The organism is Desemzia sp. FAM 23988, from assembly GCF_045528365.1.
Taxonomy (GTDB): Bacteria; Bacillota; Bacilli; order Lactobacillales; family Carnobacteriaceae; genus Desemzia.
The window spans coordinates 69,888-94,237 of the sequence record NZ_JBGQQS010000003.1; the positions used below are offsets into that span (position 1 = coordinate 69,888).

The window sequence follows — 24,350 nt, forward strand, 5'->3', positions numbered from 1 at the left end:
ATGACAAATAAAGTATTCGTCAATGGAAATGTTTATACAGGAGAAACTAAAATTGATAACGGTTTCGTCCGTTTCAACAAAGAAATCTTGGCGGTTGGTAGAATGGAAGATTTCACTCAAGAAGCTGAAGAGGAATTAATCGATATTTCCGGGGAAATAATCGTACCTGGATTTATTGATGTGCATAGTCACGGAGGATACGGCAGTGATAATATGGATGCGGATCCTGAAAAAATCAATCAGATGATTCAACAAATGTATCAAGAAGGAATCACTTCTTATTTTCCAACAACTATGACTCAATCTTATGAAAATATTGAAGCTGCTTTAAAAGGGATTGCTGAAGCAGCAGAAACAAATCCGGTGATTCAAGGGATTCATGTAGAAGGGCCATTTATTTCCGCTGTATTCAAAGGAGCTCAACCTGAAGAATATATTAGAATTCCTGATGCTGAAACAATGAAAAAGTGGGATGAGATTAGTGGAGGGCGTGTTCGTCTTGTAACGTATGCTCCAGAAACTAGTGATGCTAGTGAATTTGAAAAAATATGCCAAGAGAATGATATTGTTTTATCAGCTGGTCACACAAACGCGACTAGAGAAGAAATGAAACAATCTAAAGCTAGACATATCACGCATTTGTATAACGCACAACGAGGGTTGCACCATCGTGAACCAGGTGTAACAGGTCATGCTTTCTTAGACGAAGATACGTATGTAGAAGTGATTGCAGACGGGTTCCACATCCATCCTGAAATGGTGAAGATGGCTTACATGATGAAAGGTCCAGATCGCGTAGAGATTATCACAGACGCCATGAGGGCCAAAGGTATGCCGGATGGTGAAAGTGAGCTGGGCGGGCAAAAAGTTATTGTAAAAGATAAACAAGCTCGTTTAGAATCTGGTAATCTAGCTGGAAGTGTTTTGGAGTTCCAAGATGCATTCAAAAATATTATGGAATTCACAGGCTGCAGTGTGGAAGATGCTGTAAAAATGAGTTCAGTCAATCAAGCAAGAGAATTTGGGTTGACACAAAAAGGTATACTATCTGCAGGTAAAGATGCAGATATGGTAGTGTTGAGTCAAGATTTCAATGTCTTGCAAACAGTTAGTTATGGGGAAATCGTGTATAAAAAATAAAAGGAGCGAGTTAAAAATGAACGTTTTTGTAGCAAAAGATAAAAAAGAGGGTAGCCAAAAAGTATTTGATTTGATTACACAAGAAATGGAAAATGGGGCAAAAGTATTTGGTCTAGCAACTGGAAGCACCCCTGAAGATTTATACAAAATCATGACTTCAAGCGATATGGACTTTTCAGGTATTACATCTATCAATTTAGATGAATATGTGGGGTTATCACCAGAAGATCCGCAAAGTTATCGTTACTTTATGGAAAAACATTTATTCTCTAAAAAACCATTCAAAAAGACTTATGTTCCAAATGGTTTAGCAGAAGAAGCAGAAGAAAATACGCGTTACAATAAAATTATTGCTGAAAATCCTATTGATCTCCAAATCTTAGGGATTGGCACAAATGGACACATCGGCTTTAACGAGCCAGGTTCATCTTTTGAGTCTGAAACACGTAAAGTAGCTTTAGTAGAATCTACTATTGATTCCAACAAAGTTTACTTTGACCACGAAGAAGATGTTCCAAGATATGCCTTCTCTATGGGGATAAAATCGATTTTAAAATCTAAAAAAATTATTTTAATGGCATTTGGTAAAAATAAAGCAGAAGCTATTCAACAGATGATCGAAGGTCCTGTGACCGAAGAGGTTCCAGCCAGTGTTTTACAACAGCATCCAAATGTAATTGTGATTGTAGACGAAGAAGCTGGGTCGTTGTTGAATCGTTAGGAGTGAAATAATGACCAAGGAAAAACCGATTTATATTCAAATTCACAATAAGATCCGTAAAATGATCGAAGAAGGTCACTGGAAAGTTGGTGAACGGATTCCATCAGAACGTGATCTTGCTAAGACGTTTGAAGTTAGCCGAATGACTTTAAGGCAAGCTGTTCAGACACTTGTAGATGAAGGGATTTTAGAGCGGAAAGTAGGCTCGGGGACTTATGTTTCCAGTCAAAAAGTCCAAGAGAAAATGACTGGTATCCAAAGTTTTACGGAAACTATGCGTTCTCAAGGACGCAAACCAACGAGCAAGACGATCTCATACCATGTTAAACCTGCCAGTGTCAGTGAAGCAGAACACTTACATTTGGAAAATGAGACAGTTGTATTGCGCATGGAGCGTGTAAGGTTTGCAGATGATGTTCCGATTTGTTTTGAGGTAGCGACTATTCCGTTTCATTTAGTAGAGTCATTAGGGAAAAAAGAGATCACGTCTTCTCTATATAAAACTCTTGAAGAAGAAAAAGATATCCATATCGGTAAAGCTGAACAAACGATCTCGGCTATGCTGGCATCAGAAAGAATTTCAGAATACTTGGATATCAAACGTGGAGAAGCGATACTGCAGCTGAGACAAATTACGTACAGCAACGACAATAGACCGTTTGAGTACGTAAGAACTCAATACGTAGCAGACAGATTTGAATTCTATCTAGAGAACTAGAACACAGAGCATGCACTGCTTTGTGCAGTGTGTATAAACAAAAAGACTGTCTCACTGCGAGACAGTCTTTTTGTTTAGTAAAGTTGTTCCGATTCGAATAGTTGCTTCTGGATAGCCGCTTGATTGTTTTTCAGTTTTGTCTGCAATTCTTCAATATTCCGGCCTAGTTTTTCCAGCAGTTCGATGTTGCGTCCAATTTTTGATTTGGTATCCCAATCTGAAAATAGATTGTCAAAGAAGATATCGAATGTTTTGCTCATTCCGCTAAACTTCTCATAACTCAAAAAAGTATCCATAGACAAATCTGTTAATTCTTTAGAATAATGTTCCAACTGTTGTTCCAATTGACTCATTTTAGCTTCAGCTTTATCGATTTTATCGTATTTCATCATATCAAACAATAGACTGCTATCTGTAAACATATCCCAAGTAGAGTAAGAGTCTGCTGAGTCTAAATCGTCTAAAGCAAAATCGATTGCATCCAAAACACTTTCTCCAGCAGCTAAAGCTTCCTCAATTTCAATCAATTCTTGTTTTAGTTGTGCACGTTTCGTTTCTTCTGCAGTGATTCTTTCACGAAAGAGAGGATCACTTTGATACAGAGTTTCTTTTAATCGTTGGAGTTGAGAAGACGTTTCGTTGACAGCAGTTTGAACCGCATCTAATGCTTCTCTAGATTCAAGGGCCAAGGCTAGTGATAGATCCAGCTCCATTTTAGCCGTGAGTTGCTCTTGTTTCTCTTTATCCAGTCTTTTATCATAATTGCCCACTAAGCGCTTTAAAAAAGTAGACAATGACTCTTCTTGCAATTTTTCTACATCATCGCTTTCTTTTGCAAAAATAGATTTAGCCGTTTCATAGCGTACTTTATTTTCTTCAAATCTGATTTTTGCATTCGCCTCTTTATTTAGTAAAGAACTCATTTTTGCTTGTAAAACTTCATACTCCTCCATTACTTGATCCTCTCCCTATAGGTAAGTCTTTTTTCTTTTTTATTATGACTGAAAAGAGTGCGAATCTCAATGATAAAAAAAGAGCTTGGACAAATGCCCAAGCTCTCATAAAAATAAATAATGGCTTAACTAATTATATAGTAGAAATGCAAAACAATTAATTTTTACTGAAATCTTCTACCCATGTCATTCCTAATGCACCTTCACCTAAATGAGTGCCGATAACGGGACCAAAATAACTCAGGTGAAATGTAACGTCAGGGTACAAAGATTCTAATTTTTCTTTCCAAATAAGAGCTTTCTCCTCAACGTTTGCATGTATAATGGTAGAAACGATAGGATAACCTTTAGCTGCATCAGCGCCTAATAATTCTTCGATACGTTTTAAGGCTTTTTTGTGTGTACGAATTTTTTCGAAAACGACAATTTGTTTGTCTTCAAAATGCAAGATAGGCTTAATCTTCAATAAGGTACCGATAGATGCAGCACCACTTGATAAACGTCCGCCGCGAACTAAATTCTTCAAATCATCGACTACAAAAAAGGCCTTCAAACTTTGCTGCATGTGGTCAAAGTGATGGAATATTTCTTGTACAGAAGCGCCTTCTCGAACTAAACGAACAGCTTCTAATGCAAAGTACCCTTGAGCAGTACAACTGAGACCGGAATCGTAGGGATAAACTTGTATGCCCTCCATGTATTGTCCAACGCTTGCGATGCTTTGGTACGTACCGCTGATTTTACTGGATAAGTGGACACTGATCACAGCATCATAATCTTTAGCTAGTTCAGCAAATAAAGATTCAATATCGCCAATAGTCGGTTGCGAGCTTGTGGGTAATTTTTCGCTATCTCGAATAAGGTCAAAGTATTGTTCGCTTGTGATATCTACTTCTTCTTTTAACGCTTCGCCATTCACAACAACAGAAAGCGGCAATCGATAAATATGGTTATCTTGGTACTGCTTTTCAGTCAAATAAGCAGTACTATCTGTTACAACAGCTATTTTCAATTCAAAACCTCCCAAGCTGATTTTATTGTGGTGAAATATCAGCACATATTAGAAAATTATAGCATAGAAAGAGTGTAAAACAGAATAGAATCTAAAATGTTTACATTGTTTTAAAATAATCTGGTTTCATAAACAAGTTGTACTTATTCGCATGACTAGTTAAACACAAGCTGTTTACTTGCCTTGTGTCATCAATAAAAAACTTGTAGACTAAAGGCAAAAACAAAATAGAAACTGTCTGAAGAAAGGAAATTATCATGCTGAAAAACTATCGTACTATTGAAAAAGATGGTCAATTTGAAATAGAGATCAAAAAATCTCGGTTTATTTGCCATTTAAAACGAGTGGCAGACGAGACTGAAGCGACAGCTTTTATTGAAGCCGTAAGAAAAGAGCATGCTAAAGCTACGCACAATTGTTCAGCTTATTTAATTGGAGATCAGAACGAAGTCCAACGAGCTCATGATGACGGAGAGCCTAGTGGAACAGCTGGAATTCCTATGTTGGAAGTGCTAAAGAAAAAAGAGTTGAAGAATGTAGCGACTGTAGTAACCCGTTATTTTGGAGGCGTTAAACTAGGTGCCGGCGGATTGATTCGTGCTTATGGAAATTCTGTCAGTAGAGCACTAGAGGAAATCGGACTAGTAGAAGGAATGCTCCAAGCTGAGATCCGTGCAACGATCGAGTATCCGTTATTAGGGAAAGTAGAGAACTTGCTGCGCGAGTCATCTTATACAATAAAAGATATCGTTTATACAGATAAAGTAACATTTAGTTGCCTTGTAAAAGAAGAGGAGAATGCTCGTTTTTATGAAGACCTGATTGAGTGCGTGAGCAATCAGGTCACTTTTGAGGAAGGTGAGTTAAGTTACCGTGAAGTAAAAATTACCTCTGAATAATAGATTAATTTGCAAATTGTAACTTAAATTTTGTGTTTCTTCAACATATATTCAATGGGGAAAAATGTTTCAAAGACTCCCTTTTGTTCTTGTTTCAGTCGTTAATTACAGTTAGTTAAATGTCAGCAGCCAGAGAAATGAGCATTTTGCCATAGTAGAAAATCGTTCTAGGTGGGTTGAACATCAATAAAACTTCTTGAATGATAAAAAAAGGTGAAATTGGGTCTCTTATTGAACAATTGTTAAGAAACATTTACAATTTTTCAATAAGAGTATTGGAAATTGTAATTTTGTGATAAAATGACCAAGACTTCAAACAAAGCATCTGCATTATTTTTTTTATCCAATCAAAAAAGGATTGTTTGCTCTAGAAAAAACGTTAAGATATAAGCAATAGTACTGCTCATTTCAACAAATAAACTAGTTTCAAGAATACATTTGAAAAGGTGATAATCAGTGAAGAAAAAACAGAAAGACTCTTCAACTCGTTCTGAGTATAGGAGAAGCGGAAAACGCAAAAAATCCAAAGGCCAGAAAATTATTTTGGCTATTTTAATTCCTATCATGGCTGTTTTATTGGTAATAGCTATCTTTGCAGCAAAATTATTTGCTGAAGCTCAAACCGCTGTGGAAGATTCTTATCATTCTATTGAACGAGAAAGTGAAATAGATGTCGATCCAATAGAAGATACTGTCTCTTTACTGATCATGGGTGTGGATGACACTGAAAGTCGAAACTTGGGAAGTGCCAGAACGGATGCCCTGATTTATTTGACGATAGACCCTCAAAATCATGAAATTAATATGGTGAGTATCCCTCGAGATACGTATACCGAAATTATGAATGATGGTGAATTTTACAGAAGAAATAAGATCAATTCTGCTTATGAAGTAGGACAAGAAAAAGCCGTTATTGAAACAGTAGAGAACTTATTGGATGTGCCGGTTCATTATTACGCAACGTTTAACTTTGATTCCTTCTTAGAAATTATTGATGCTTTAGGCGGAATTGAAATGGATGTGCCTGTGACGATCTCAGAACAAAATTCTGATGGACAAATGGGTCAGATCCATTTAGAAGAGGGCTATCAAACCTTAAACGGAGAGCAAGCATTAGCGCTGGCTCGTACTAGAAAAATCGATAATGATGTCAAACGCGGCGAGCGTCAACAATTGATTATTCAAGCGATTGTGAAAAAAGCATTGAGTATCGGTTCGATTCCAAAACTTTCTGATGCAATCGAAGCTGTTGGAAGCAATATGCGTACCGATCTGCGATTTAATGAAATGCTGAATATTGCTCAATCAGGCTTGGAAGGAAGTTACACGTTCGATTCACACATTTTCGAATGGACTGATTTTACGTTTAATGGAGCTAGTATGGTCGAGTTGTATCCGGATAGTGTTGACTACATCAGTCATAAATTACGTGTAGCATTGGATTTAGAAGCTGCAGATGAACGCGATGCAGAAGGGTATGAATTTACTTCTAATCGAATAGCAGAATACGCTGATTAAAAGCAAGGATGAAGAATTGTTGCACCTATAAAAAAAGTGAGTTGAGGCATATGAATATGCTTCAGCTCACTTTTTTTAGTATCGTGATAATGCTATTCTTTGCGATTCCAAGCACGAGCAAATTTGCGAATATGTTTTAACAAAGGCTGATTCGATTTACCTGTCAAGCCGATGAGTTCTACAAAAAGCTCCAGACCAAATCCTAAACCAATCGTCAGAAAAATCCAACCCCACAGAGAGGATAAAGGATAAAGCAGTGCAATCAAAGAAAAAATAGCGGCTAAAAAGTAGATAGCAACAACTGTTTGCTTGTGAGTGAAACCCAGCGTCATTAGGCGATGATGAATATGCAATTTATCTGCTGTAGCAATCGATTGTTTGTTTAGAATTCTGCGGATCATTGCATAAATAGTATCTGTAATAGGAATGCCTAAAATAACAATTGGAATAATCAACGTAATCAAAGTAGCATTTTTTAAACCTTGCAGAGACATGACGGAAATCATAAAACCAAGAAATAAGGCTCCGGTATCTCCTAAAAAAATTCGAGCAGGATTAAAGTTGTAGGGAAGAAAACCAGCAATACTGCCTACTAATACAAAAATCATGATTGGTACTGACATACTGTCTACGGTTAAAAAGAAATAGCCGATAATTCCCATAGTAGTCAATGCGATCATGGACACTCCGCTGGCTAATCCGTCTAAACCGTCAATCAAATTAACCGCATTTGTAATGGCTAAAATCCAAAACAGTGTTACCGGTAAACTGAAGGATCCAAAATGAAGCTCGCCAATAAAAGGCAAGTTGATCATATTTAATTGAATGTCTCCGACGTAATAAACGATCAGACCAGCAATAAGAATACCTAGCGATTTTAATTTAGGGCTCAACTCTTTTAAATCATCCACTATCCCAGTGATCAATATGACACTGGCCCCTAAAAAAATCGGCAGAGTCTCCTGATTGGGAATAGGCAACAGGAAGAAAATTGAGAGGAAGAAAGAGATGAAGACAGCAATTCCTCCTAAAGATGGTACGATTCTTGTGTTTACTCTTCGTTCATTTGGCAGGTCAACAGCTCCGATTGAAATAGCTAATTTCCTTACAAAAGGCGTTAAAACAATGGATATCAATGCTGCAACTATACAAGTCAAAAGAACATGGAACATATTATACATTCAAATGATCCTTCCTTAACGTTATCTTCATTTATTATACAAATTTAAATGGTTAAACACAATTGCAGACCTTATTTATTTTAGGATTACGGGTCAGAACAGTATTGAACTCATGGCATTCAACATAAAAATTTTCTTTTGTTTCATTGTATTCAGGGAAATAATCCGATAAACTAGTTGAAAGAGCTTTTTTGGTAACGAGCATACCTGAAAAATAGGCCGTAATGGTTATGAATCTAACTTAAGGAGAAAAATTATGCGTTCTACTGACAGAAAGAAAAAAAAGAAACGAACTAAATGGATTGTCCTTTCGGTTTTCATTTTCATTATACTAGGAATAGGTATTTATCTTACTTATGCGTTTATGTCGGCAAATCATTTTTTTAATTCCATTCAAGGAGAACCGATTCCTTCAGATGACGCAAATGAACAAGTCATTATTGAAAATAAAGAACCCTTTTCTATTTTATTGTTAGGTGTAGATGAGCGACCTGGGGATATCGGCAGAGCCGATACGATCATGGTGGCTACTGTGAATCCAACGAGTGAGGACATTAAATTGGTATCTATTCCTCGGGATACATTGATCGAATTACCCGATACACAAGAAGAAGATAAAATAAATGCTACTTATGCTTATGGAGGTATTCCTTACGTCATTGATACGGTTGAAGAGTATTTAGAGATACCGATTCAATATTACGCTCAAATCAATTTTCAAGGCATGGTTGATTTAGTAGATGCAGTTGGCGGAATTGATGTGAATTCTCCTTTAAAATTCACCGTACAGGATAGTACTGAGAAAGCCGATGCGATCCATATTGAAGAAGGCAATCAGCACTTAAATGGGGAAGAAGCTCTGGGATATGCTAGAATGCGAAAACAGGATCCTCGTGGCGACTGGGGGAGACAAGAGCGTCAACGGCAAGTGATAGAAGCTATCGTAGATGAAACGATCTCTATTTCGAGTTTGACAAACTTTAATACAATCTTTAATGCGATTGCTCCAAATTTGAAAACCAATTTAACTGGTCGCGAGATATGGATTTTAGGCACAAATTATGCGCCGGCAGCACGAAACATTGAATCATTGACATTAGACGGTGAAGCAGATACAGTTTATTTTTCAACGTATGGACAAGACGTCTATGTATGGGTCCCTTATGAAGAGACATTAGAAGAAATTCGTCAAGTATTGCAAGAACACTTGGAAATCAATTCTTCTAATAATGATATATCCATAGAGGAAAGCAATACTGAAATAGAGTAAATAAAAAACGAGGGAAATGTGGATGGTTATCCACTTTTCCCTCGTTTTTTATGGTTCATAATTGCATTATGTTATTTAGTGTATTTCAAAAAATAGTTCTTTTTTTGCGTAAATTATTTTGAGGTGATGTGATGGAAAAGTGGTTAGTTGGAAGAGAATTGTTGCGGAACGAACTGATTTCTGTAATAGAAGCTTCAGAAAACATTCAAGAGAGAAAAGGCTTTACGTTAAATGCCAAAGAAATCATCTGTAATCGATGCGGCGCCAGTCAATCGAAAGATAGAATCAGTGCGCCTTGTCCATGTAGTACAGACTGTTTTTATTGTGTCAGCTGTCTGCAAATGGGGAAAGTAAAAAAATGCAGTGTTTTGTACTATCAGCAAGAAGAAAACAGTTTTGATGATCTAGAGGAACCTATTTTGACTTGGACAGGATCGTTGTCTCCCCAACAGCAGCAAGCTTCAGTAGAGATTTTGAATGCTGTACGAGTTGGAGAAGAGCGGTTGATTTGGGCGGTTGCAGGTGCGGGGAAGACGGAAATGCTATTTCAAGGAATAGCCGATGCATTAAAGGATAAGAAGAGAGTCTGTGTGGCTTCTCCTCGAGTAGATGTTTGCTTGGAGTTAGCGCCTCGATTGCAACAAGCTTTTTTGCATGTAGAAATAGCTGTTTTGCATGGAAATATGGAAGAACCTTATACTTATACACAGCTTGTGATTGCGACAACGCATCAGCTGATACGGTTCCGTGAGGCGTTTGATGTGCTGATTATTGATGAGATAGATGCTTTTCCATTTCATATCGATAAAAGCTTGCAATTTGCTGCTCAAAAGGCTCGTAAGAAAAAGGGAGCCTTGATTTACTTATCAGCTACACCAAGTAAGGAAATGCAAAAAGCGATTCGGTCAAAACAATTATCGGCATCGATTTTACCCGCTCGTTATCATGGTTTTTCACTGCCTGTGCCAAAGTTTATTTGGACAGGAGATTGGCGAAAAGGGATAGCAGATCATAAAAAAGCCTTACCTTTCTTGGATCACGTCAAAAGATTGACAGAGAAAAAACGGAGATTTCTTATTTTTGTGCCTCATATTGCATTGATGGGACAATTGGATGCTTATTTACAAATCCTGTTTCCAGCACATTCTTTTACGAGTGTTTACGCAGAGGATCCAGAGAGAAAAGAAAAAGTTTTAAAGATGAGGCAAGAAGAATATGATTTTTTACTGACTACCACTATTTTAGAAAGAGGAGTAACCTTTAGAGATATTGATGTATTGGTCTTAGGTGCAGAAGACAAAACTTTTACAGAAGCTGCACTGGTGCAAATTGCCGGTCGAGCTGGAAGGCACAAAGATTATCCAAAAGGAGAAGTGTTATTCTTTCATTATGGGCAGTCAAAAGAAATGAAACGAGCGCGTAAACAAATTCGGCAAATGAATAAATGGGCATCGGAGAGAGGACTGATCCAAAAATGACCAATTGTTTGTGGTGTGGACGTGAAGAGTTGCCTAAAATTCGTTTGATCGATATTGTTGGACTGACAAAAATTAAAACAGAACCTCTGTGCAGACAATGTAAAAAGCAATTAAGCTATTTAGACGATCAATCAACTTGCAGGGGGTGTGGAAGACCTGAAGACGGGGAGGAATACTGTAAAGATTGTATACGTTGGCAAAATCTTTATCCCCATTATGATTTTCATAATGAAGCATTGTACGAATACAATGAGTTTATGAAAGAGTGGATAGAAGCCTATAAATTTAAAGGAGACTACCGCTTAGGAAAGGTATTTGCGGAACCGCTAAAGTACAAGGTTGAAAAGAGAGCTGATACAGAGTCTGTTATCATACCGATTCCCATCAGCAAGAAAAGTATGGATATTAGAGGATTTAATCAAGTGAAAGGATTGCTGGATTTTGCAGGCCTTTCATATAATGAAGTTTTGGTTCATGTAGGGATTGGAGAGAAGCAATCTAGTAAGAATCGACAACAGCGGATGACCAGCTCGCAACCATTTGAAATCAAACCAAGTAAACGGATAGAAATAGAATGTCGGAATATATTATTGATCGACGATGTTTACACTACAGGAAGAACTCTTTTTCATGCAGCAGACTGTTTATTTTTGAATGGGGCGGCTAACGTGCAGTCTTTGACGATCGCACGTTAAAGCGGATTAAAAGCGTGCAAAATTCTTTTGACGACAAAAGAAAGATTTCAATTGAAAAGTTTGCTTATTAAAACGCTATCTTTTATAATGACAATAAGCAATACATCCTGTGAGTGGTCCACATGGTGTTGCGGTATCTGATGATGAGAGGTGTTAAAACAGCAGAATCAGAACTACTTATATATGAAGATAGACGGATTCATATATAAGTAGTTCTGCTATTTAAACGAATCATTAAATTACCAAAAAGGTATCAGATGAAAGGGGAGACTGTTTATGATTAGATACAATGTCCGTGGAGAAAACATCGAGGTGACTGCTGCAATTCGCAGTTATGTTGAGAAAAAAGTAAGTAAGATTGAAAAATACTTTAATGATGTACCAGAAGCCACAGCTCATGTAAACTTAAAAACTTATTCTGATAAAACAGCTAAAGTAGAGGTTACAATCCCAGTACCTTATATTGTATTACGTGCAGAAGAAACCTCTCCAGATCTATATGGAAGTGTGGATTTGGTTGTAGATAAATTGGAAAGACAAATGCGCAAATACAAAACAAAATCAAACCGTAAAGGGCGCGACCAAGTATCTCAACCTGTTGACCCATTGATTGGAACTGACTTCGAGCATGCTGATGCAGAAGAAGTCGAAGAAGAGTTGCCAATTGTGCGCACAAAACGCTTATCATTGAAACCAATGAACAGTGAAGAAGCCGTATTGCAAATGGATATGCTTGGACACGACTTCTTTATTTTCGAGGACGCAGATACAAACGGAACAAGCATTGTTTACCGCAGAAATGACGGGAAATATGGATTGATTGAAACAGAATAATCGTTGATTCTATCTATTAATAAATGAGTTAAACTAAAAGAACACAAGCGAAGAGTTCATTCTCCGTTTGTGTTCTTTTTACGATTTGAGGTCAATCATAGAGTATTTAGTCCATTACTGCCATAAGTTTAGGAGAGGGAAGCTGGTTTTATCGAAAAAAGCTTTAATTTCTTTCTATATATGATAGAATTAGAAAGAATGTAAACTGAATAATAGGCGAAGTGTAACAAAAAGGATATGTCAGATTATATAGGCAAATAACTAGTGGATAGAATGATCATATAGGGGAGAAATATTGAATGGCAAATTTATTACGCAAAATTTTTGATACAGATAGAACAGAATTAAAAGAATTGGATAAAATCGCAAAACAGATAGAAACGTTTGCTGATCAAATGGCAGCTCTAACTGATGAGCAGCTGCAAGCAAAAACGCCAGAATTGCAAGAACGTTACCAAAAAGGTGAAACTCTGGATGAAATGTTGCCAGAAGCATTTGCTGTAGTTCGAGAAGCTGCAAAACGAGTGTTGGGATTGTATCCTTTCCATGTTCAATTAATGGGTGGTATCACCTTGCACAGAGGAAATATCGCGGAAATGAAAACTGGTGAAGGGAAAACTCTGACTGCTACGATGCCCGTTTATTTAAATGCGCTTAGTGGTGAGGGAGTTCATGTTGTTACCGTCAATGAATATTTGGCTAGTCGTGATGCGATCGAAATGGGAGAGCTGTACGAATGGTTAGGTTTAACGGTTGGGTTGAACACCAACGATAAATCCTCTGCGGAGAAACGAGAAGCTTACCAATCGGATATTATGTACAGTACGAATAACGAATTGGGCTTTGATTATTTACGTGACAACATGGTTGTTTACAAAGAACAAATGGTGCAACGTCCATTGAATTTTGCTGTAGTGGATGAGGTTGACTCGATTTTAGTGGATGAAGCCAGAACACCATTGATTATTTCTGGACAAACACAAAAATCAAATACTCTTTACACACGTACAGACTTTTTTGTTAAAGGTTTAACCGAAGAAGAAGATTACACGATTGATGTTTCTTCAAAAACGATTGCTTTGACAGAAACGGGTATGGAAAAAGCCGAAAAAACGTTTAGAGTCCAAAATTTATACGATGTTGAAAACCAAGAGTTGACGCATCACTTAGACCAAGCTTTACGAGCAAATTACATTATGCACCATGATTTTGATTATGTAGTACAAGAAGGCAAAGTAAAAATCGTAGACCAATTTACTGGACGTATCATGGAAGGTCGTCGTTATTCAGATGGACTTCATCAAGCAATCGAAGCTAAAGAAGGCGTTGAGATTCAAAAAGAATCTAAAACAATGGCCAATATTACCTTCCAAAACTACTTCCGTATGTACAAAAAATTATCTGGTATGACAGGGACCGCCAAAACAGAAGAAGAAGAATTCCGTGAAATCTATAATATGAATGTAGTCGCTATTCCGACGAACAAACCATTGCAACGGGATGACCGTGCGGACTTGTTGTATCCTTCTTTGGAAAGCAAATTCAAAAGTGTTGTAGCAGAGATCAAAGAACGCCATGCTAAAGGCCAGCCGATTTTGGTAGGTACTGTAGCCGTGGAGACTTCTGAATTGCTTTCTAGAATGCTGAAACAAGAAAAAATTCCACATGCTGTATTGAATGCAAAAAATCACTTTAAAGAAGCGGAAATCATTACCAATGCGGGTCAACAAGGTGCTGTAACGATTGCTACCAATATGGCTGGTCGTGGGACAGATATCAAGTTGGGGGCTGGAGTTCGTGAAATAGGCGGATTATGTGTTATCGGTACCGAAAGACATGAATCTCGCCGTATTGACAATCAATTGCGTGGACGCGCTGGACGTCAAGGAGATCCGGGTGTCAGTCAATTCTACTTATCTTTAGAAGATGATTTGATGAGACGCTTTGGTTCTGAAAAGATTCAAGCTGTCTTGCAACAATTAAAGATTCAAGAAGAAGATGCTGTTATCCAAAGTAAAATGATCTCTCGCCAAGTAGAATCGGCACAAAAACGTGTCGAAGGAAACAACTACGATACACGTAAAAATGTCTTGAAATATGACGACGTGATGCGTGAACAACGGGAAGTCATTTACAAACAAAGACTTGAAGTCATCATGGAAACTGAATCGTTGAAGAATGTATCCGTGCCGATGATCAAACGTACGATCAATCGAATCGTTCAAGCCAATACTCAAGGTGAAACGAAGGATTGGGACTTGCAAAATATTGTTGATTTTGCCGGTTCAGCATTAGTTCATCAAGATGATGTATCATTGAGCGATATGGAAGGCAAAACGGCTGAGCAAATCGAAACCTATTTATTAGACCTAGCTAAGACGGTCTATGCAGAAAAAGAAACTCAACTAAATGGTACTGAGCAAGTACTGGAATTTGAAAAAGTCATTATCCTGCGTGTTGTCGACAGCAAATGGACAGATCACATCGATACGATGGATCAATTGCGTCAAGGTATCGGTTTGCGTGCTTATGGGCAATCAAATCCGTTAGTAGAATACCAAACAGAAGCCTTTAATTTATTTGAAGAGATGATTGCAGCTATCGATTACGATGTGACTCGCTTCTTGATGAAAGCACAAATTCGTCAGAACTTGAAACGAGAACAAGTCAGTGCTGGAACGCCAGCTCATGCTGAAAATGCTAAAAAAGCTGCTGAACAAGCTAAACAAGTGATGAAACAAGCTGTTCATGTTGACGGATCTAAGGTTGGCCGTAACGATCCGTGCCCATGCGGCAGCGGCAAAAAATTCAAGAATTGTCATGGACAAGATGTATAGTCTTTTCATTAAAAATGAAATAAAGCAAATAAAAAAATACGAGCTTCGATAAGCTGTATTTAAAGACTAGAGGGTTTAGACAAATTATTTGGCTAAGCCCTTTAGTGAATTTTAGGAGGAATTTTAATGGAACTCAGTGAAGTAAGAAATTTTTTAGAATTTGTTGAAAAGAAGTTAGCCAATTTCAGGGGGTCTCTTTGACTTAGAAGGTATGGAGCGAGACATTGCTGAGTACAATGAAATGATGGCTGAACCAGGTTTCTGGGACAACACCGAGAAAGCTCAACAAACGATCAATGATGCGAATACGATCAAAGAGAAGTACAACCAGTTTAAAGGATTAGAAACGCAAAAAGAAGATCTTGAAGTGATGCTGGAAATGCTGAATGAGGAAAAAGACGAAGCGTTGGAAAAAGAATTAAGTGATACGACGATCCAATTTGAAAAAGAAGTAGAAGAATTCGAACTTCAAATGCTGTTAAGCGAGCCGTATGATAAAAATAATGCCTTGCTGGAAATTCATCCTGGAGCAGGCGGAACAGAGTCTCAAGATTGGGGCAGTATGTTGTACCGAATGTATACTCGCTGGGCAGAACAAAAAGGTTTTAAGATAGAGATTCTTGATTACCAGGATGGTGACGAAGCGGGAATTAAAAGTGTGACCTTATTGATCAAAGGACAAAATGCTTATGGGTATTTGAAAGCTGAAAAAGGTGTACATCGTCTTGTACGGATTTCACCTTTTGACTCTGCTGGAAGACGGCACACCTCCTTTGCGTCGGTAGATGTGGTTCCGGAATTTGATGATGATATTGATATTGAAATCAATCCGGACGAGTTGCGTATCGATACTTATCGAGCAAGTGGAGCTGGTGGACAACACATCAATAAAACAGATTCAGCGGTCCGCATCACCCATTTACCGACTGGAGAGGTAACGGCTAGTCAAGCGCAACGCTCGCAATTGCAAAATAAAGAGCAAGCAATGAAAATGCTGAAAGCCAAATTGCATCAACTGCAGCTCGAAGAAAAAGAAAAAGAAATGGCTGCTATTCGTGGAGAACAAAAAGAAATCGGATGGGGTTCTCAAATTCGCTCTTATGTTTTTCATCCGTATTCTATGGTTAAAGATCATCGGACGAACTATGAAACTGGAAATGTGAATAATGTGATGGATGGAGATTTAGATCCATTTATCCATGCTTATTTAACTAGTCATATCAGCAACTAAAAATATTCTGTCGAACTTTCGTCATACTTTATAGATGGCGAAGGTTCTTTTTTTGTCATCTTTGTAACATTCAAAGAATCCGGCTCTCTCGAAAAGAGGTGATAAAAGCAGCCAATTGCTCAATATAAGGCAAGCTAACCTCTAAACAATAGTAAAGTTGGAGTGAAGTCGAAGTAGAGAAAGACACAGGTAGAAAGAGTTCTATAGTGACATGTTGTGAAATATATTGAAATGTTTTTGTAAAGAGATTAAAACAGACATTGATTCTCTAAATGATATAATTGTTTTTGGGCAAAGGGAATACTTTGCTTTTTTTATACTGTTAGACAGTGTAAAAAAAATTCAAACTTAGATAGGTGATAAAATAATGATTGAAATGCTCAACGTTTCGAAGAAGTATCCTAATGGGATTACTGCTGTGAATGATTTGTCTATTCGTATTGAGCAAGGCGAATTTGTCTATGTAGTTGGGCCAAGTGGTGCTGGGAAGTCAACTTTTATTAAAATGATCTATAGAGAAGAGCTGCCTACAAAAGGAACGATAAAAGTAGGAGATTTTGATTTAGCGAAAATGAAAAATAAACAAGTTCCTTTTTTAAGAAGACATGTTGGAGTAGTTTTCCAAGATTTTAAACTGTTGCCAAGACTTACTGTATACGAAAATATTGCTTATGCAATGGAAGTAGTGGAAAAAAATCCAAAAGCTATTAAAAAACGTGTTTTGGAAGTACTGGATTTGGTGAAGCTGAAACATAAAGTTAAGATGTTCCCGAATGAATTATCAGGTGGAGAACAACAACGGATTGCGATCGCAAGAGCTATTGCCAATATGCCTCGCGTATTGATTTGTGATGAGCCGACTGGTAACTTAGACCCCGAAACATCATGGGAAATTATGCATATTTTAGATGAAATTGCCAACAGCGGAACAACCATTATTATGGCAACTCACAATAGTCAAATCGTTAATGAAGTAAGACATCGTGTTCTTGCAATCGAAAATGGCCGCATTGTCCGTGACCAACAGGAAGGGGACTATGGCTATGAAGCTTAGAACGATGGGAAGACATATCAAAGAAGCATTTAAAAGCTTAGTCAGAAATGGCTGGATGTCACTGGCAGCGGTTAGTGCTGTTGCTGTAACATTACTTTTAGTTGGTAGTTTTATCGCATTATTAATGAATGTAAATAAATTAGCCTCTGATGTAGAAAATGATGTGAGTGTTCGTGTATATATCGATTTAGCTGCAACAGAAGAACAACAATCGCAGTTAGGTGAAGACTTAGAAAAACTGCCAGAAGTTGAAACCGTTGAATATTCTAGTCGTGAAGATGAATTGCAACAAGTAGTTGGAACTTATGGAACAGAATTTGACTTATTCGAAGGCGATGATAATCCATTGCACGACGTTTATATCGTCAATACCAATTCGCCAGAACAAACTAGTGTCGTAGCTGAAAAAGTCGAAGAAATGGAATTTGTATCTCAAGCCAATTATGGTGGAGCAGAAGCAGATAAATTATTTGAAACAATGGAAAGTGTCCGCAATATTGGTGGGGTAGTTATTATAGCATTACTACTAACAGCGGTCTTCTTGATTTCAAATACGATTCGTATCACTATTTTCTCGAGACGAACAGAAATTGAGATCATGAAATTAGTAGGAGCCACAAACTGGTTTATCCGTTGGCCATTTGTTATTGAAGGAGCACTTATAGGATTAGTTGGTGCTATCATCCCAACAGCTATCATTAGTGCAGTATATGTATACGGATATGATATGATTTCAAATTATTTTGTTGGAACCTACTTCTCATTATTACCGGTAAATCCTTTCTTATTCCAACTGGGAGCAGTACTCTTAGCAGTCGGAATAGTTATCGGAGCAATAGGATCCTTACTTTCTATTAGAAAATTTTTACGTGTGTAAACAAAGTCAAAAATGTTAAAGAACTAGTCAAGTGTAAAGCAACTATCAGTCAAAAACTTATCGAATAATTGGGGGAAACATCGTGAAAAAGAAATTAGTCCATCTAGCATTGCTTACAGTATTAGGGTTTACTACAGTGGTATCGCCGATAACGGCTTATGCATCAATCGATTCAGATATTGAGAGTACAAACAAACAATTGTCAGATTTAGAAGCACAAGAGAAATCTGCTCAAGCAACTCTAGTAGAAATTGCTGATTCTATCAAAGAGAATGAATCTAAAGCAGATTCTCTAGTAAAAGAAATGACAGAAGCTCAAACAACATTGAAAGAATTACAATCTGAAATCAACTCTTTAACAGAAGCGATTGAAAACCGTGAAGAGAAATTGGCTGCACAAGCTCGTTCTGTTCAAACAAGCGGAAACACTGGAAACTTTGTTCAGTTTCTTTTAGAATCTGAAACTTTTGCTGATGCAATGACACGGATGGACGTAATTTCTAGTTTAGTTAAAGCTAATCAAGATCTAGTTACAGCTCAAAATGAAGATAAAGAAGCAGTAGCTGCTGCAGAAGCTGCAACAGAAGAAAAACTGCAAGAACAAAATGTATTAGCTGCGGAACTAGAAGCAGCTAAAGCTGATTTAGAAACTAAAAAGCTTGAAAAAGAAGTAGCAGTAGCAACCATTGCAGCTGATAAAGCTGATGTTCAAGATCAAAAAGACTACTATTTGAGTGTAAAAGAAGCAGCAGAAACAGAAGCTGCATTATTGACTTCAGTAGAAGCCGTTACACCTGCAGCAAGTACGGACAATAGTTCTTCTGATTCAGAAACTGCATCTGCATCAACTGTAGAAGCAGCTTCTGCTCCAGAAGCTGAATTGAAAGCTGCACAAACAGCTAACGCAACCACTTCTCCAGCAGGTGGAGTTTGGGGTACTGTTAAAAATGCAGCATTCTCAGTAAGTGGTACACCGTATCTATTTGGTGGGACAACTACATCTGGATTTGACTGTTCTGGATTTACAAGCTATGCTTTTGCAAAAGCTGGCATTTCACTTCCACGTACAGCAAGCGGACAATATGCAGCTTCTACAAAAATTTCTCAATCTCAAGCACAACCAGGTGATTTAGTATTCTTCAGCCAAACTGGTGGAGTTGATCATGTAGGAATTTATTTAGGAAACAATAAATTTATTGGTGCACAAAGTTCAACTGGAGTAGCAGTTGCTGAAATCAATCAATATTACTGGGCAAAATACCTAGTAGGTTTTGGACGAGTAAACTAATTTAATCATTATAGAGCATCCCCATTTAATTATTCGATAATAGAGATTGAATGCTTTTACGTTGGAGGCAGGACCTAGAGTCCTGCCTCTTTTTGTTCGCCCAGCATGGGCGAACTCTAACGGGTGCAAGTCCCGAATGCGACCTGACAGTGGTAAAGCATATAGTAGAAGGCAAAGGTGTCCACTGTGAGGTGAAATTTGGGTTCTGTGGCATTTAACGTTGGAAACTAAAACCATATTTTCTCATTAATTGTTAATTGTTGCTCGGAGGAGAACATGAATGAATCTGAGACAGCCAGCAACTCTATTGTTTTAGTTTATTAGTCAAGTGAAACTTCATTTTAGGTTCATTTGAGAAGTAAATACAATTTATTAGTCAATTGAGAGCTTAAGTGAACGCTGCTTCATCAATAAACCCCATTTATTCATCGAGTCGGACATTTTTGATTCCTCACTTGATGAATAACCCTCATTTGCTCCCACAAATGAAGGCCTCTTTTCACAGTGAACAGAGCATTCCTCCAAAGGAAGCTGTTGAGTGCCGTTACTCTACTCGAATAAAAACAAAATCGCCTAGTTTAAGTCCGCTTTTGTTTCCTCCTCACTGTTAATTGAAATAGAACCATACGTCTAAATCTTCTTCCTGACTATTAAGAAGAGCCCAGCTTTCTAGAATAAAGACTTATACAATAAACGCACTTTTTTTCAATACTCTTTTTATCATTAGTAAATTATATTTTTGTTTCCTTATGGTATAGTAGAGATAAATAGAATGCGTAAAAAGTTTTTTTGTGTATTTTTGTAAAAGTAATGTAAATTGTATGGTCTTTGTAAAAATCAAGATTATCTAATGTTTATTTGTTAAAATAAATGTTGGAGCTGGGAAGAAGGGGAAAATATGGTAAGTAATCTATTCAGTGCAGTACTACTCTTTTTTATTCAACCAACTTTTTTGATCGGTGTTATGGTGGCACTAAGTTTAGCAGTTAATAGAAAAAAACAAGAACGAAAGTTGTTTCGCGTAGCCATTAATAAAGACAATCATGAGGTGGTTCAATTTTTTACAAAAGGATTGATTCCCGGATTAATCGGTTCGCTCTTGATTGTTGGTGCTGGTGTACCGATCACGATTGAAATTATAGTTCTTTATCAACTATTTGCACTTCTAGGATTGCTGGCTGGATTACGCTTTTTTCATCCTCTATTTACGTTTCCTTTATCCGCTTTAGCTATTATTGGAATAGATAGATTTGGAATAGTGGATCAACTACCGAATCCCATCAATGATTGGTATCAGGGGATTACTCAACTAGAGTGGTTGAATGCTCAGCTCATCCAGAATAGTTTAATGATTGCAGTATTCAGTTTACTTGCAACAACAGCTTATTTGTTTTATCAAAGAGAGACGAGTTTTTCTCCAAGATTCAATAAAACCAAGAGAGGGAAGAAAATCGCGACATACCCATTGACGCCTTTTTGGTTGATGCCCTTAGTGCTTGTTATACCAGGTGAAACCTTTACTGAGTTATTTGATTGGTGGCCAGTCTTTTCTATTGGAAATGGAACTTATTCTTTTTTTGTGTTGCCCCTATTGATTGGATTTAGATACACTGTTCAATCTCAAGTTCCAAAAGAGGCAACTGAAAAAATAGCTAAGGAATTAAGTCTTGTAGCTCTACTCGGGCTCCTGTGCGTTGCAGGTTCTTTTTGGAATTCTTTGATCTTGTTAGGCGGATTAACAGTTTTATTCTTAGGTGGCGTTATTGTACTATGGAGACACTATTTGAGAGAAAAAAGTGGACGACGACTATATGCACCTGCGGATAAAGGATTAAAGATCATCGGTATCCGACCTAATACTCCGGCAGAAAAAATGAAGTTGCAGGCAGGAGAAACAGTAACTTATTGCAATGAAATCCCCATTGAGACAGAAGATGACTTCTATGCAGCTCTTGCTAAAAACAGTGTTTATTGTCATTTAAAAGTCAATGACATCAGCGGTGAACCACGATTAACGGAGACGGCTTTATACGCTGATGATCCACATGGACTTGGAATTGTCTTTTTACCCTGACAAAATGAAAAAAGTTAACGGAGGAACAATATGAAAAAAGTATTGATCGTAGACGATGAACCTTCAATTATTACGTTACTAGCGTTTAATTTAGAAAAAGAAGGCTATTCAGTTAAAACGGCTTCTGATGGATTAGAAGGGTACGAGTTAGCTGTTACGAAATCATTTGATTTTATTATTTTAGATTTAATGTTGCCATCAATGGATGGAATGGATATTTGTAAAAAGCTGCGTCAAGAAAAGATCAACACTCCTATCTTGATGTTAACTGCTAAAGACGATGAACTCGAAAAAATTATAGGGTTAGAACTGGGCGCGGATGACTATATGACAAAGCCGTTCAGCCCTCGGGAAGTCTTAGCTCGAATGAAGGCTATCATGCGTAGAATGGGTGAGCCTTCTGAGAATACTGAAAACGAAGCTAAAACAGATGTGCCAAATGAAGACGAAAAAATCGAAGTGGGAGAAATCGTCATTTACCCACAACAATATGAAGTAGTGGTTCGCGGTGACCAAATCGAATTGACACCAAAAGAATTCGAACTGCTCTTGTATATGACTAAAAGATTGAATCGTATTCTAAGCCGTGAGCAGCTTCTTAATGCTATTTGGAACTTTGATTATGCAGGAGAAACACGAATTGTGGATGTGCATATCAGTCACTTACGCGAAAAAATCGAAGTAGATACTAAAAATCCTGAATACATTCGTACTGTTAGAGGTTTCGGATATAAATTCGAGGCGCCTAAAGTATGAAGCAACTGCATTTAAGGATTTTAAGTACCTTTATGATTATTTTCATTTTGTTCAGCTTAGTATTCGGTGTCTTTTTAAATAATCTATTGGACTCGCATTCTCGTGAGCGACAAAGTGACACATTGATTGAACAAGCTCGATTGATGGGTTCCTTTTTATCCGATGACTTCGTAGAAAACAGCCCGATATCTGACACTTTAATGCAAATGGATGCTCTGTCTGTCCAACTGGATGAACGAATCACATTGATTCAACCAGATGGTACAGTTATTTATGATTCTGAAACAAATGCAGAAACGTTAGAGAATCATGCGCAAAGAGAAGAAGTGGAAACAGTTATAGATGGAAGTTCTTATGGAATAGGATCCCGGGTGAGCAATAGTACAGGGATAGAAGAATACTATGTGGCTGTACCTTTATTTGATGAAACTGGTGAACTCATTAATATCCTGCGTTTGTCTCAACCAGTTGAAACCATTACTCAGTTGTACACTGAAATCAATCAGTCTCTGGTTCTATTTATTATTGTGGCTTTATTAGTAGCGTCAATCATCACGTATTTCACAACTAAACGCATTATAAGCCCTATAGAAGAAGTTATGGATGTGACAAAAGAGCTTTCTGAAAAACACTATACGGTGCGTTATTCGGGTCAAGGATTTGGAGAGATTTCTAAATTGGGCTCAACTGTAAATGAACTGGCAGAGAGTTTAGAAAACCAAATGTTGGAGATTAGACAAAACGATGAACGACTGTATGAGTTGATCAATCATTTAGTGATTGGCGTCATGCTACTGGACGATCAACGCAACATCCAAATGGTCAATCCAGCCATGAATCGGATTTTAGGTGAAGATACGTCTAAACTGTTAGGGAAAACTTATGTGGAAGCCATTAAAAGCTATGGGTTAAGTCATATTATAGAGAGAGCGTACAGAAGGAAAAAAGCTCAAAATAATGAGATTTATTTCTATTATCCACAAGATCGGATCGTGGATGCCAATATTGTTCCGATCAGCGGGAAAAATCCTGGAGAACTCAACGTGATCGTTTTGCTGTATGATATTACGGAAATCAGGAGATTGGAAAAAGTCCGGACAGACTTCGTTGCCAATGCATCTCATGAGTTGAGAACGCCTGTAACAGCTCTAAAAGGCTTTGCAGAGACACTTCTAGACGGAGCGAAGGAAGACAAAGAAGTATTGGATCAATTTCTGGAAATCATGTTAAAAGAAAGCATTCGGTTAGATTCTATTGTCAACGATATTTTAGAATTATCTCGCGTAGAACAAAAACAAGTTCCTGTAAATGCGGAAAACGTGAAGGTGCGAGAGGCTATTGAATCAACTTTCAAATTAGTGAAACAAAAAGCGGAAAGTAAACAAATGGAACTTTCTATTATTGAAGAAGATACAGTCAGTATCCAAACCGACTTAAGTCGCTTAAAACAGGTCTTAGCTAATTTGATCAACAACGCCATTGTGTATACTCAAGAAAAAGGGAAAGTAGTCGTGAAGATTCATAAAGATGATGAATATGCTGTTATTGAAGTAAGTGATAATGGTATTGGAATTCCTGAAGATGAACAAGACCGGATTTTCGAACGTTTTTATCGTGTAGATAAAGCGAGAAGCCGAAACTCTGGTGGAACAGGATTAGGATTATCCATCGTGAAGTATTTAGTGGAGAACTTAAATGGTTCGATCACTGTACACAGTAAATTAGGACTTGGAACCACCTTCACAGTTAAATTGCCCTATCATTTGATTTAAACTCATAAAAGCTCAAGAAATCAGCAGAAATGTGGAGATTTC

Annotated in this window: 20 protein-coding genes; 17 read left to right on the forward strand and 3 right to left on the reverse strand. The window is 37.5% G+C overall.

Translation table 11 applies throughout. The features are described from left to right. From nagA to ACEN4L_RS02900, 3 genes are read left to right on the forward strand one after another with little or no spacing between them, the layout of a single operon-like run. Positions 1–1,140, forward strand: coding sequence for an N-acetylglucosamine-6-phosphate deacetylase (gene nagA / locus ACEN4L_RS02890; protein WP_407095849.1), 1,140 nt, complete (start codon positions 1–3; stop codon positions 1,138–1,140). Between the two features lie 16 nt (positions 1,141–1,156). Continuing rightward, on the forward strand, positions 1,157–1,861 hold the full coding sequence (locus ACEN4L_RS02895; protein ID WP_407095850.1) for a glucosamine-6-phosphate deaminase: 705 nt from the start codon (positions 1,157–1,159) through the stop codon (positions 1,859–1,861). Between the two features lie 10 nt (positions 1,862–1,871). After that, positions 1,872–2,579, forward strand: a complete 708-nt coding sequence (locus tag ACEN4L_RS02900) for a GntR family transcriptional regulator (RefSeq protein ID WP_407095851.1) — start codon at positions 1,872–1,874, stop codon at positions 2,577–2,579. 74 nt (positions 2,580–2,653) lie between these two features. Here the strand turns inward: ACEN4L_RS02900 and ACEN4L_RS02905 are convergent, their stop codons facing one another. Beyond that, positions 2,654–3,532, reverse strand: coding sequence for a hypothetical protein (locus ACEN4L_RS02905; RefSeq protein ID WP_407095852.1), 879 nt, complete (start codon positions 3,530–3,532; stop codon positions 2,654–2,656). Positions 3,533–3,689: 157 nt separating this feature from the next. Beyond that, the gene (locus ACEN4L_RS02910) at positions 3,690–4,544 is read right to left on the reverse strand and encodes a DegV family protein (RefSeq protein WP_407095853.1); all 855 of its coding nucleotides are present in this window, start codon (positions 4,542–4,544) and stop codon (positions 3,690–3,692) included. 257 nt (positions 4,545–4,801) lie between these two features. On the opposite strand from ACEN4L_RS02910, the gene ACEN4L_RS02915 reads away from it, so the two are divergent. Together ACEN4L_RS02915 and ACEN4L_RS02920 are read left to right on the forward strand one after the other, a co-directional pair. Beyond that, positions 4,802–5,443 (forward strand): YigZ family protein, encoded by a 642-nt coding sequence (locus tag ACEN4L_RS02915; protein WP_407095854.1) that lies wholly within the window; start codon positions 4,802–4,804, stop codon positions 5,441–5,443. 456 nt (positions 5,444–5,899) lie between these two features. Beyond that, a complete protein-coding gene (locus tag ACEN4L_RS02920) occupies positions 5,900–6,961 on the forward strand; it encodes an LCP family protein (RefSeq protein ID WP_407095855.1) in 1,062 nt (353 codons plus the stop codon). Positions 6,962–7,053: 92 nt separating this feature from the next. On the opposite strand, the gene ACEN4L_RS02925 is transcribed toward ACEN4L_RS02920, so the two are convergent. Next, positions 7,054–8,133, reverse strand: coding sequence for a glycosyltransferase family 4 protein (locus ACEN4L_RS02925; RefSeq protein ID WP_407095940.1), 1,080 nt, complete (start codon positions 8,131–8,133; stop codon positions 7,054–7,056). Positions 8,134–8,398: 265 nt separating this feature from the next. Between ACEN4L_RS02925 and ACEN4L_RS02930 the strand changes: the two genes are divergently transcribed. From ACEN4L_RS02930 to pnpS, 12 genes are all read left to right on the forward strand, one after another. Further along, positions 8,399–9,412 carry an LCP family protein gene (locus tag ACEN4L_RS02930; RefSeq protein ID WP_407095856.1) on the forward strand — a complete coding sequence of 338 codons (1,014 nt, stop codon included), beginning with the start codon at positions 8,399–8,401 and terminating at the stop codon, positions 9,410–9,412. Positions 9,413–9,543: 131 nt separating this feature from the next. Next, the gene (locus ACEN4L_RS02935) at positions 9,544–10,890 is read left to right on the forward strand and encodes a DEAD/DEAH box helicase (protein WP_407095857.1); all 1,347 of its coding nucleotides are present in this window, start codon (positions 9,544–9,546) and stop codon (positions 10,888–10,890) included. Continuing rightward, a complete protein-coding gene (locus ACEN4L_RS02940; RefSeq protein ID WP_407095858.1) occupies positions 10,887–11,585 on the forward strand; it encodes a ComF family protein in 699 nt (232 codons plus the stop codon). The genes ACEN4L_RS02935 and ACEN4L_RS02940 overlap by 4 nt, the downstream gene beginning before the upstream one ends. A gap of 276 nt (positions 11,586–11,861) precedes the next feature. Beyond that, on the forward strand, positions 11,862–12,419 hold the full coding sequence (gene hpf, locus ACEN4L_RS02945) for a ribosome hibernation-promoting factor, HPF/YfiA family (protein WP_407095859.1): 558 nt from the start codon (positions 11,862–11,864) through the stop codon (positions 12,417–12,419). 299 nt (positions 12,420–12,718) lie between these two features. Next, a complete protein-coding gene (secA, locus tag ACEN4L_RS02950; RefSeq protein WP_407095860.1) occupies positions 12,719–15,256 on the forward strand; it encodes a preprotein translocase subunit SecA in 2,538 nt (845 codons plus the stop codon). Between the two features lie 126 nt (positions 15,257–15,382). Beyond that, positions 15,383–16,487, forward strand: a protein-coding gene (gene prfB / locus ACEN4L_RS02955; RefSeq protein WP_407095861.1) for a peptide chain release factor 2 whose coding sequence is annotated in 2 segments (ribosomal slippage) — positions 15,383–15,454 and positions 15,456–16,487 — 1,104 coding nt in all. Because the reading frame shifts where the segments join, the coding sequence is not laid out codon by codon here. Between the two features lie 367 nt (positions 16,488–16,854). Beyond that, on the forward strand, positions 16,855–17,541 hold the full coding sequence (ftsE, locus tag ACEN4L_RS02960) for a cell division ATP-binding protein FtsE (protein WP_407095862.1): 687 nt from the start codon (positions 16,855–16,857) through the stop codon (positions 17,539–17,541). Further along, positions 17,531–18,418, forward strand: coding sequence for a permease-like cell division protein FtsX (gene ftsX / locus ACEN4L_RS02965; RefSeq protein ID WP_407095941.1), 888 nt, complete (start codon positions 17,531–17,533; stop codon positions 18,416–18,418). Before ftsE ends, ftsX begins: the two co-directional genes overlap by 11 nt. 82 nt (positions 18,419–18,500) lie before the next feature. Continuing rightward, positions 18,501–19,706, forward strand: coding sequence for an NlpC/P60 family protein (locus ACEN4L_RS02970; RefSeq protein WP_407095863.1), 1,206 nt, complete (start codon positions 18,501–18,503; stop codon positions 19,704–19,706). Positions 19,707–20,604: 898 nt separating this feature from the next. Further along, positions 20,605–21,780, forward strand: a complete 1,176-nt coding sequence (locus ACEN4L_RS02975) for a PDZ domain-containing protein (protein WP_407095864.1) — start codon at positions 20,605–20,607, stop codon at positions 21,778–21,780. Positions 21,781–21,810: 30 nt separating this feature from the next. Next, positions 21,811–22,536 carry a response regulator transcription factor gene (locus tag ACEN4L_RS02980; protein ID WP_407095865.1) on the forward strand — a complete coding sequence of 242 codons (726 nt, stop codon included), beginning with the start codon at positions 21,811–21,813 and terminating at the stop codon, positions 22,534–22,536. Then, positions 22,533–24,308, forward strand: a complete 1,776-nt coding sequence (gene pnpS, locus ACEN4L_RS02985; protein WP_407095866.1) for a two-component system histidine kinase PnpS — start codon at positions 22,533–22,535, stop codon at positions 24,306–24,308. The genes ACEN4L_RS02980 and pnpS overlap by 4 nt, the downstream gene beginning before the upstream one ends. Positions 24,309–24,350 lie beyond the last annotated feature (42 nt).

Bases quoted from the DNA above. Each gene is read 5' to 3' on its own strand.
- ACEN4L_RS02895 (WP_407095850.1), top strand. From the start codon at position 1,157: ATGAACGTTTTTGTAGCAAAAGATAAAAAAGAGGGTAGCCAAAAAGTA.
- pnpS (WP_407095866.1), top strand. From the start codon at position 22,533: ATGAAGCAACTGCATTTAAGGATTTTAAGTACCTTTATGATTATTTTC.
- ACEN4L_RS02980 (WP_407095865.1), top strand. From the start codon at position 21,811: ATGAAAAAAGTATTGATCGTAGACGATGAACCTTCAATTATTACGTTA.
- hpf (WP_407095859.1), top strand. From the start codon at position 11,862: ATGATTAGATACAATGTCCGTGGAGAAAACATCGAGGTGACTGCTGCA.
- ACEN4L_RS02905 (WP_407095852.1), bottom strand. From the start codon at position 3,532: ATGGAGGAGTATGAAGTTTTACAAGCAAAAATGAGTTCTTTACTAAAT.
- ACEN4L_RS02930 (WP_407095856.1), top strand. From the start codon at position 8,399: ATGCGTTCTACTGACAGAAAGAAAAAAAAGAAACGAACTAAATGGATT.
- ACEN4L_RS02975 (WP_407095864.1), top strand. From the start codon at position 20,605: ATGGTAAGTAATCTATTCAGTGCAGTACTACTCTTTTTTATTCAACCA.
- ACEN4L_RS02915 (WP_407095854.1), top strand. From the start codon at position 4,802: ATGCTGAAAAACTATCGTACTATTGAAAAAGATGGTCAATTTGAAATA.
- secA (WP_407095860.1), top strand. From the start codon at position 12,719: ATGGCAAATTTATTACGCAAAATTTTTGATACAGATAGAACAGAATTA.
- ACEN4L_RS02900 (WP_407095851.1), top strand. From the start codon at position 1,872: ATGACCAAGGAAAAACCGATTTATATTCAAATTCACAATAAGATCCGT.
- ftsE (WP_407095862.1), top strand. From the start codon at position 16,855: ATGATTGAAATGCTCAACGTTTCGAAGAAGTATCCTAATGGGATTACT.
- ACEN4L_RS02940 (WP_407095858.1), top strand. From the start codon at position 10,887: ATGACCAATTGTTTGTGGTGTGGACGTGAAGAGTTGCCTAAAATTCGT.
- nagA (WP_407095849.1), top strand. From the start codon at position 1: ATGACAAATAAAGTATTCGTCAATGGAAATGTTTATACAGGAGAAACT.
- ACEN4L_RS02935 (WP_407095857.1), top strand. From the start codon at position 9,544: ATGGAAAAGTGGTTAGTTGGAAGAGAATTGTTGCGGAACGAACTGATT.
- ftsX (WP_407095941.1), top strand. From the start codon at position 17,531: ATGAAGCTTAGAACGATGGGAAGACATATCAAAGAAGCATTTAAAAGC.
- ACEN4L_RS02925 (WP_407095940.1), bottom strand. From the start codon at position 8,133: ATGTTCCATGTTCTTTTGACTTGTATAGTTGCAGCATTGATATCCATT.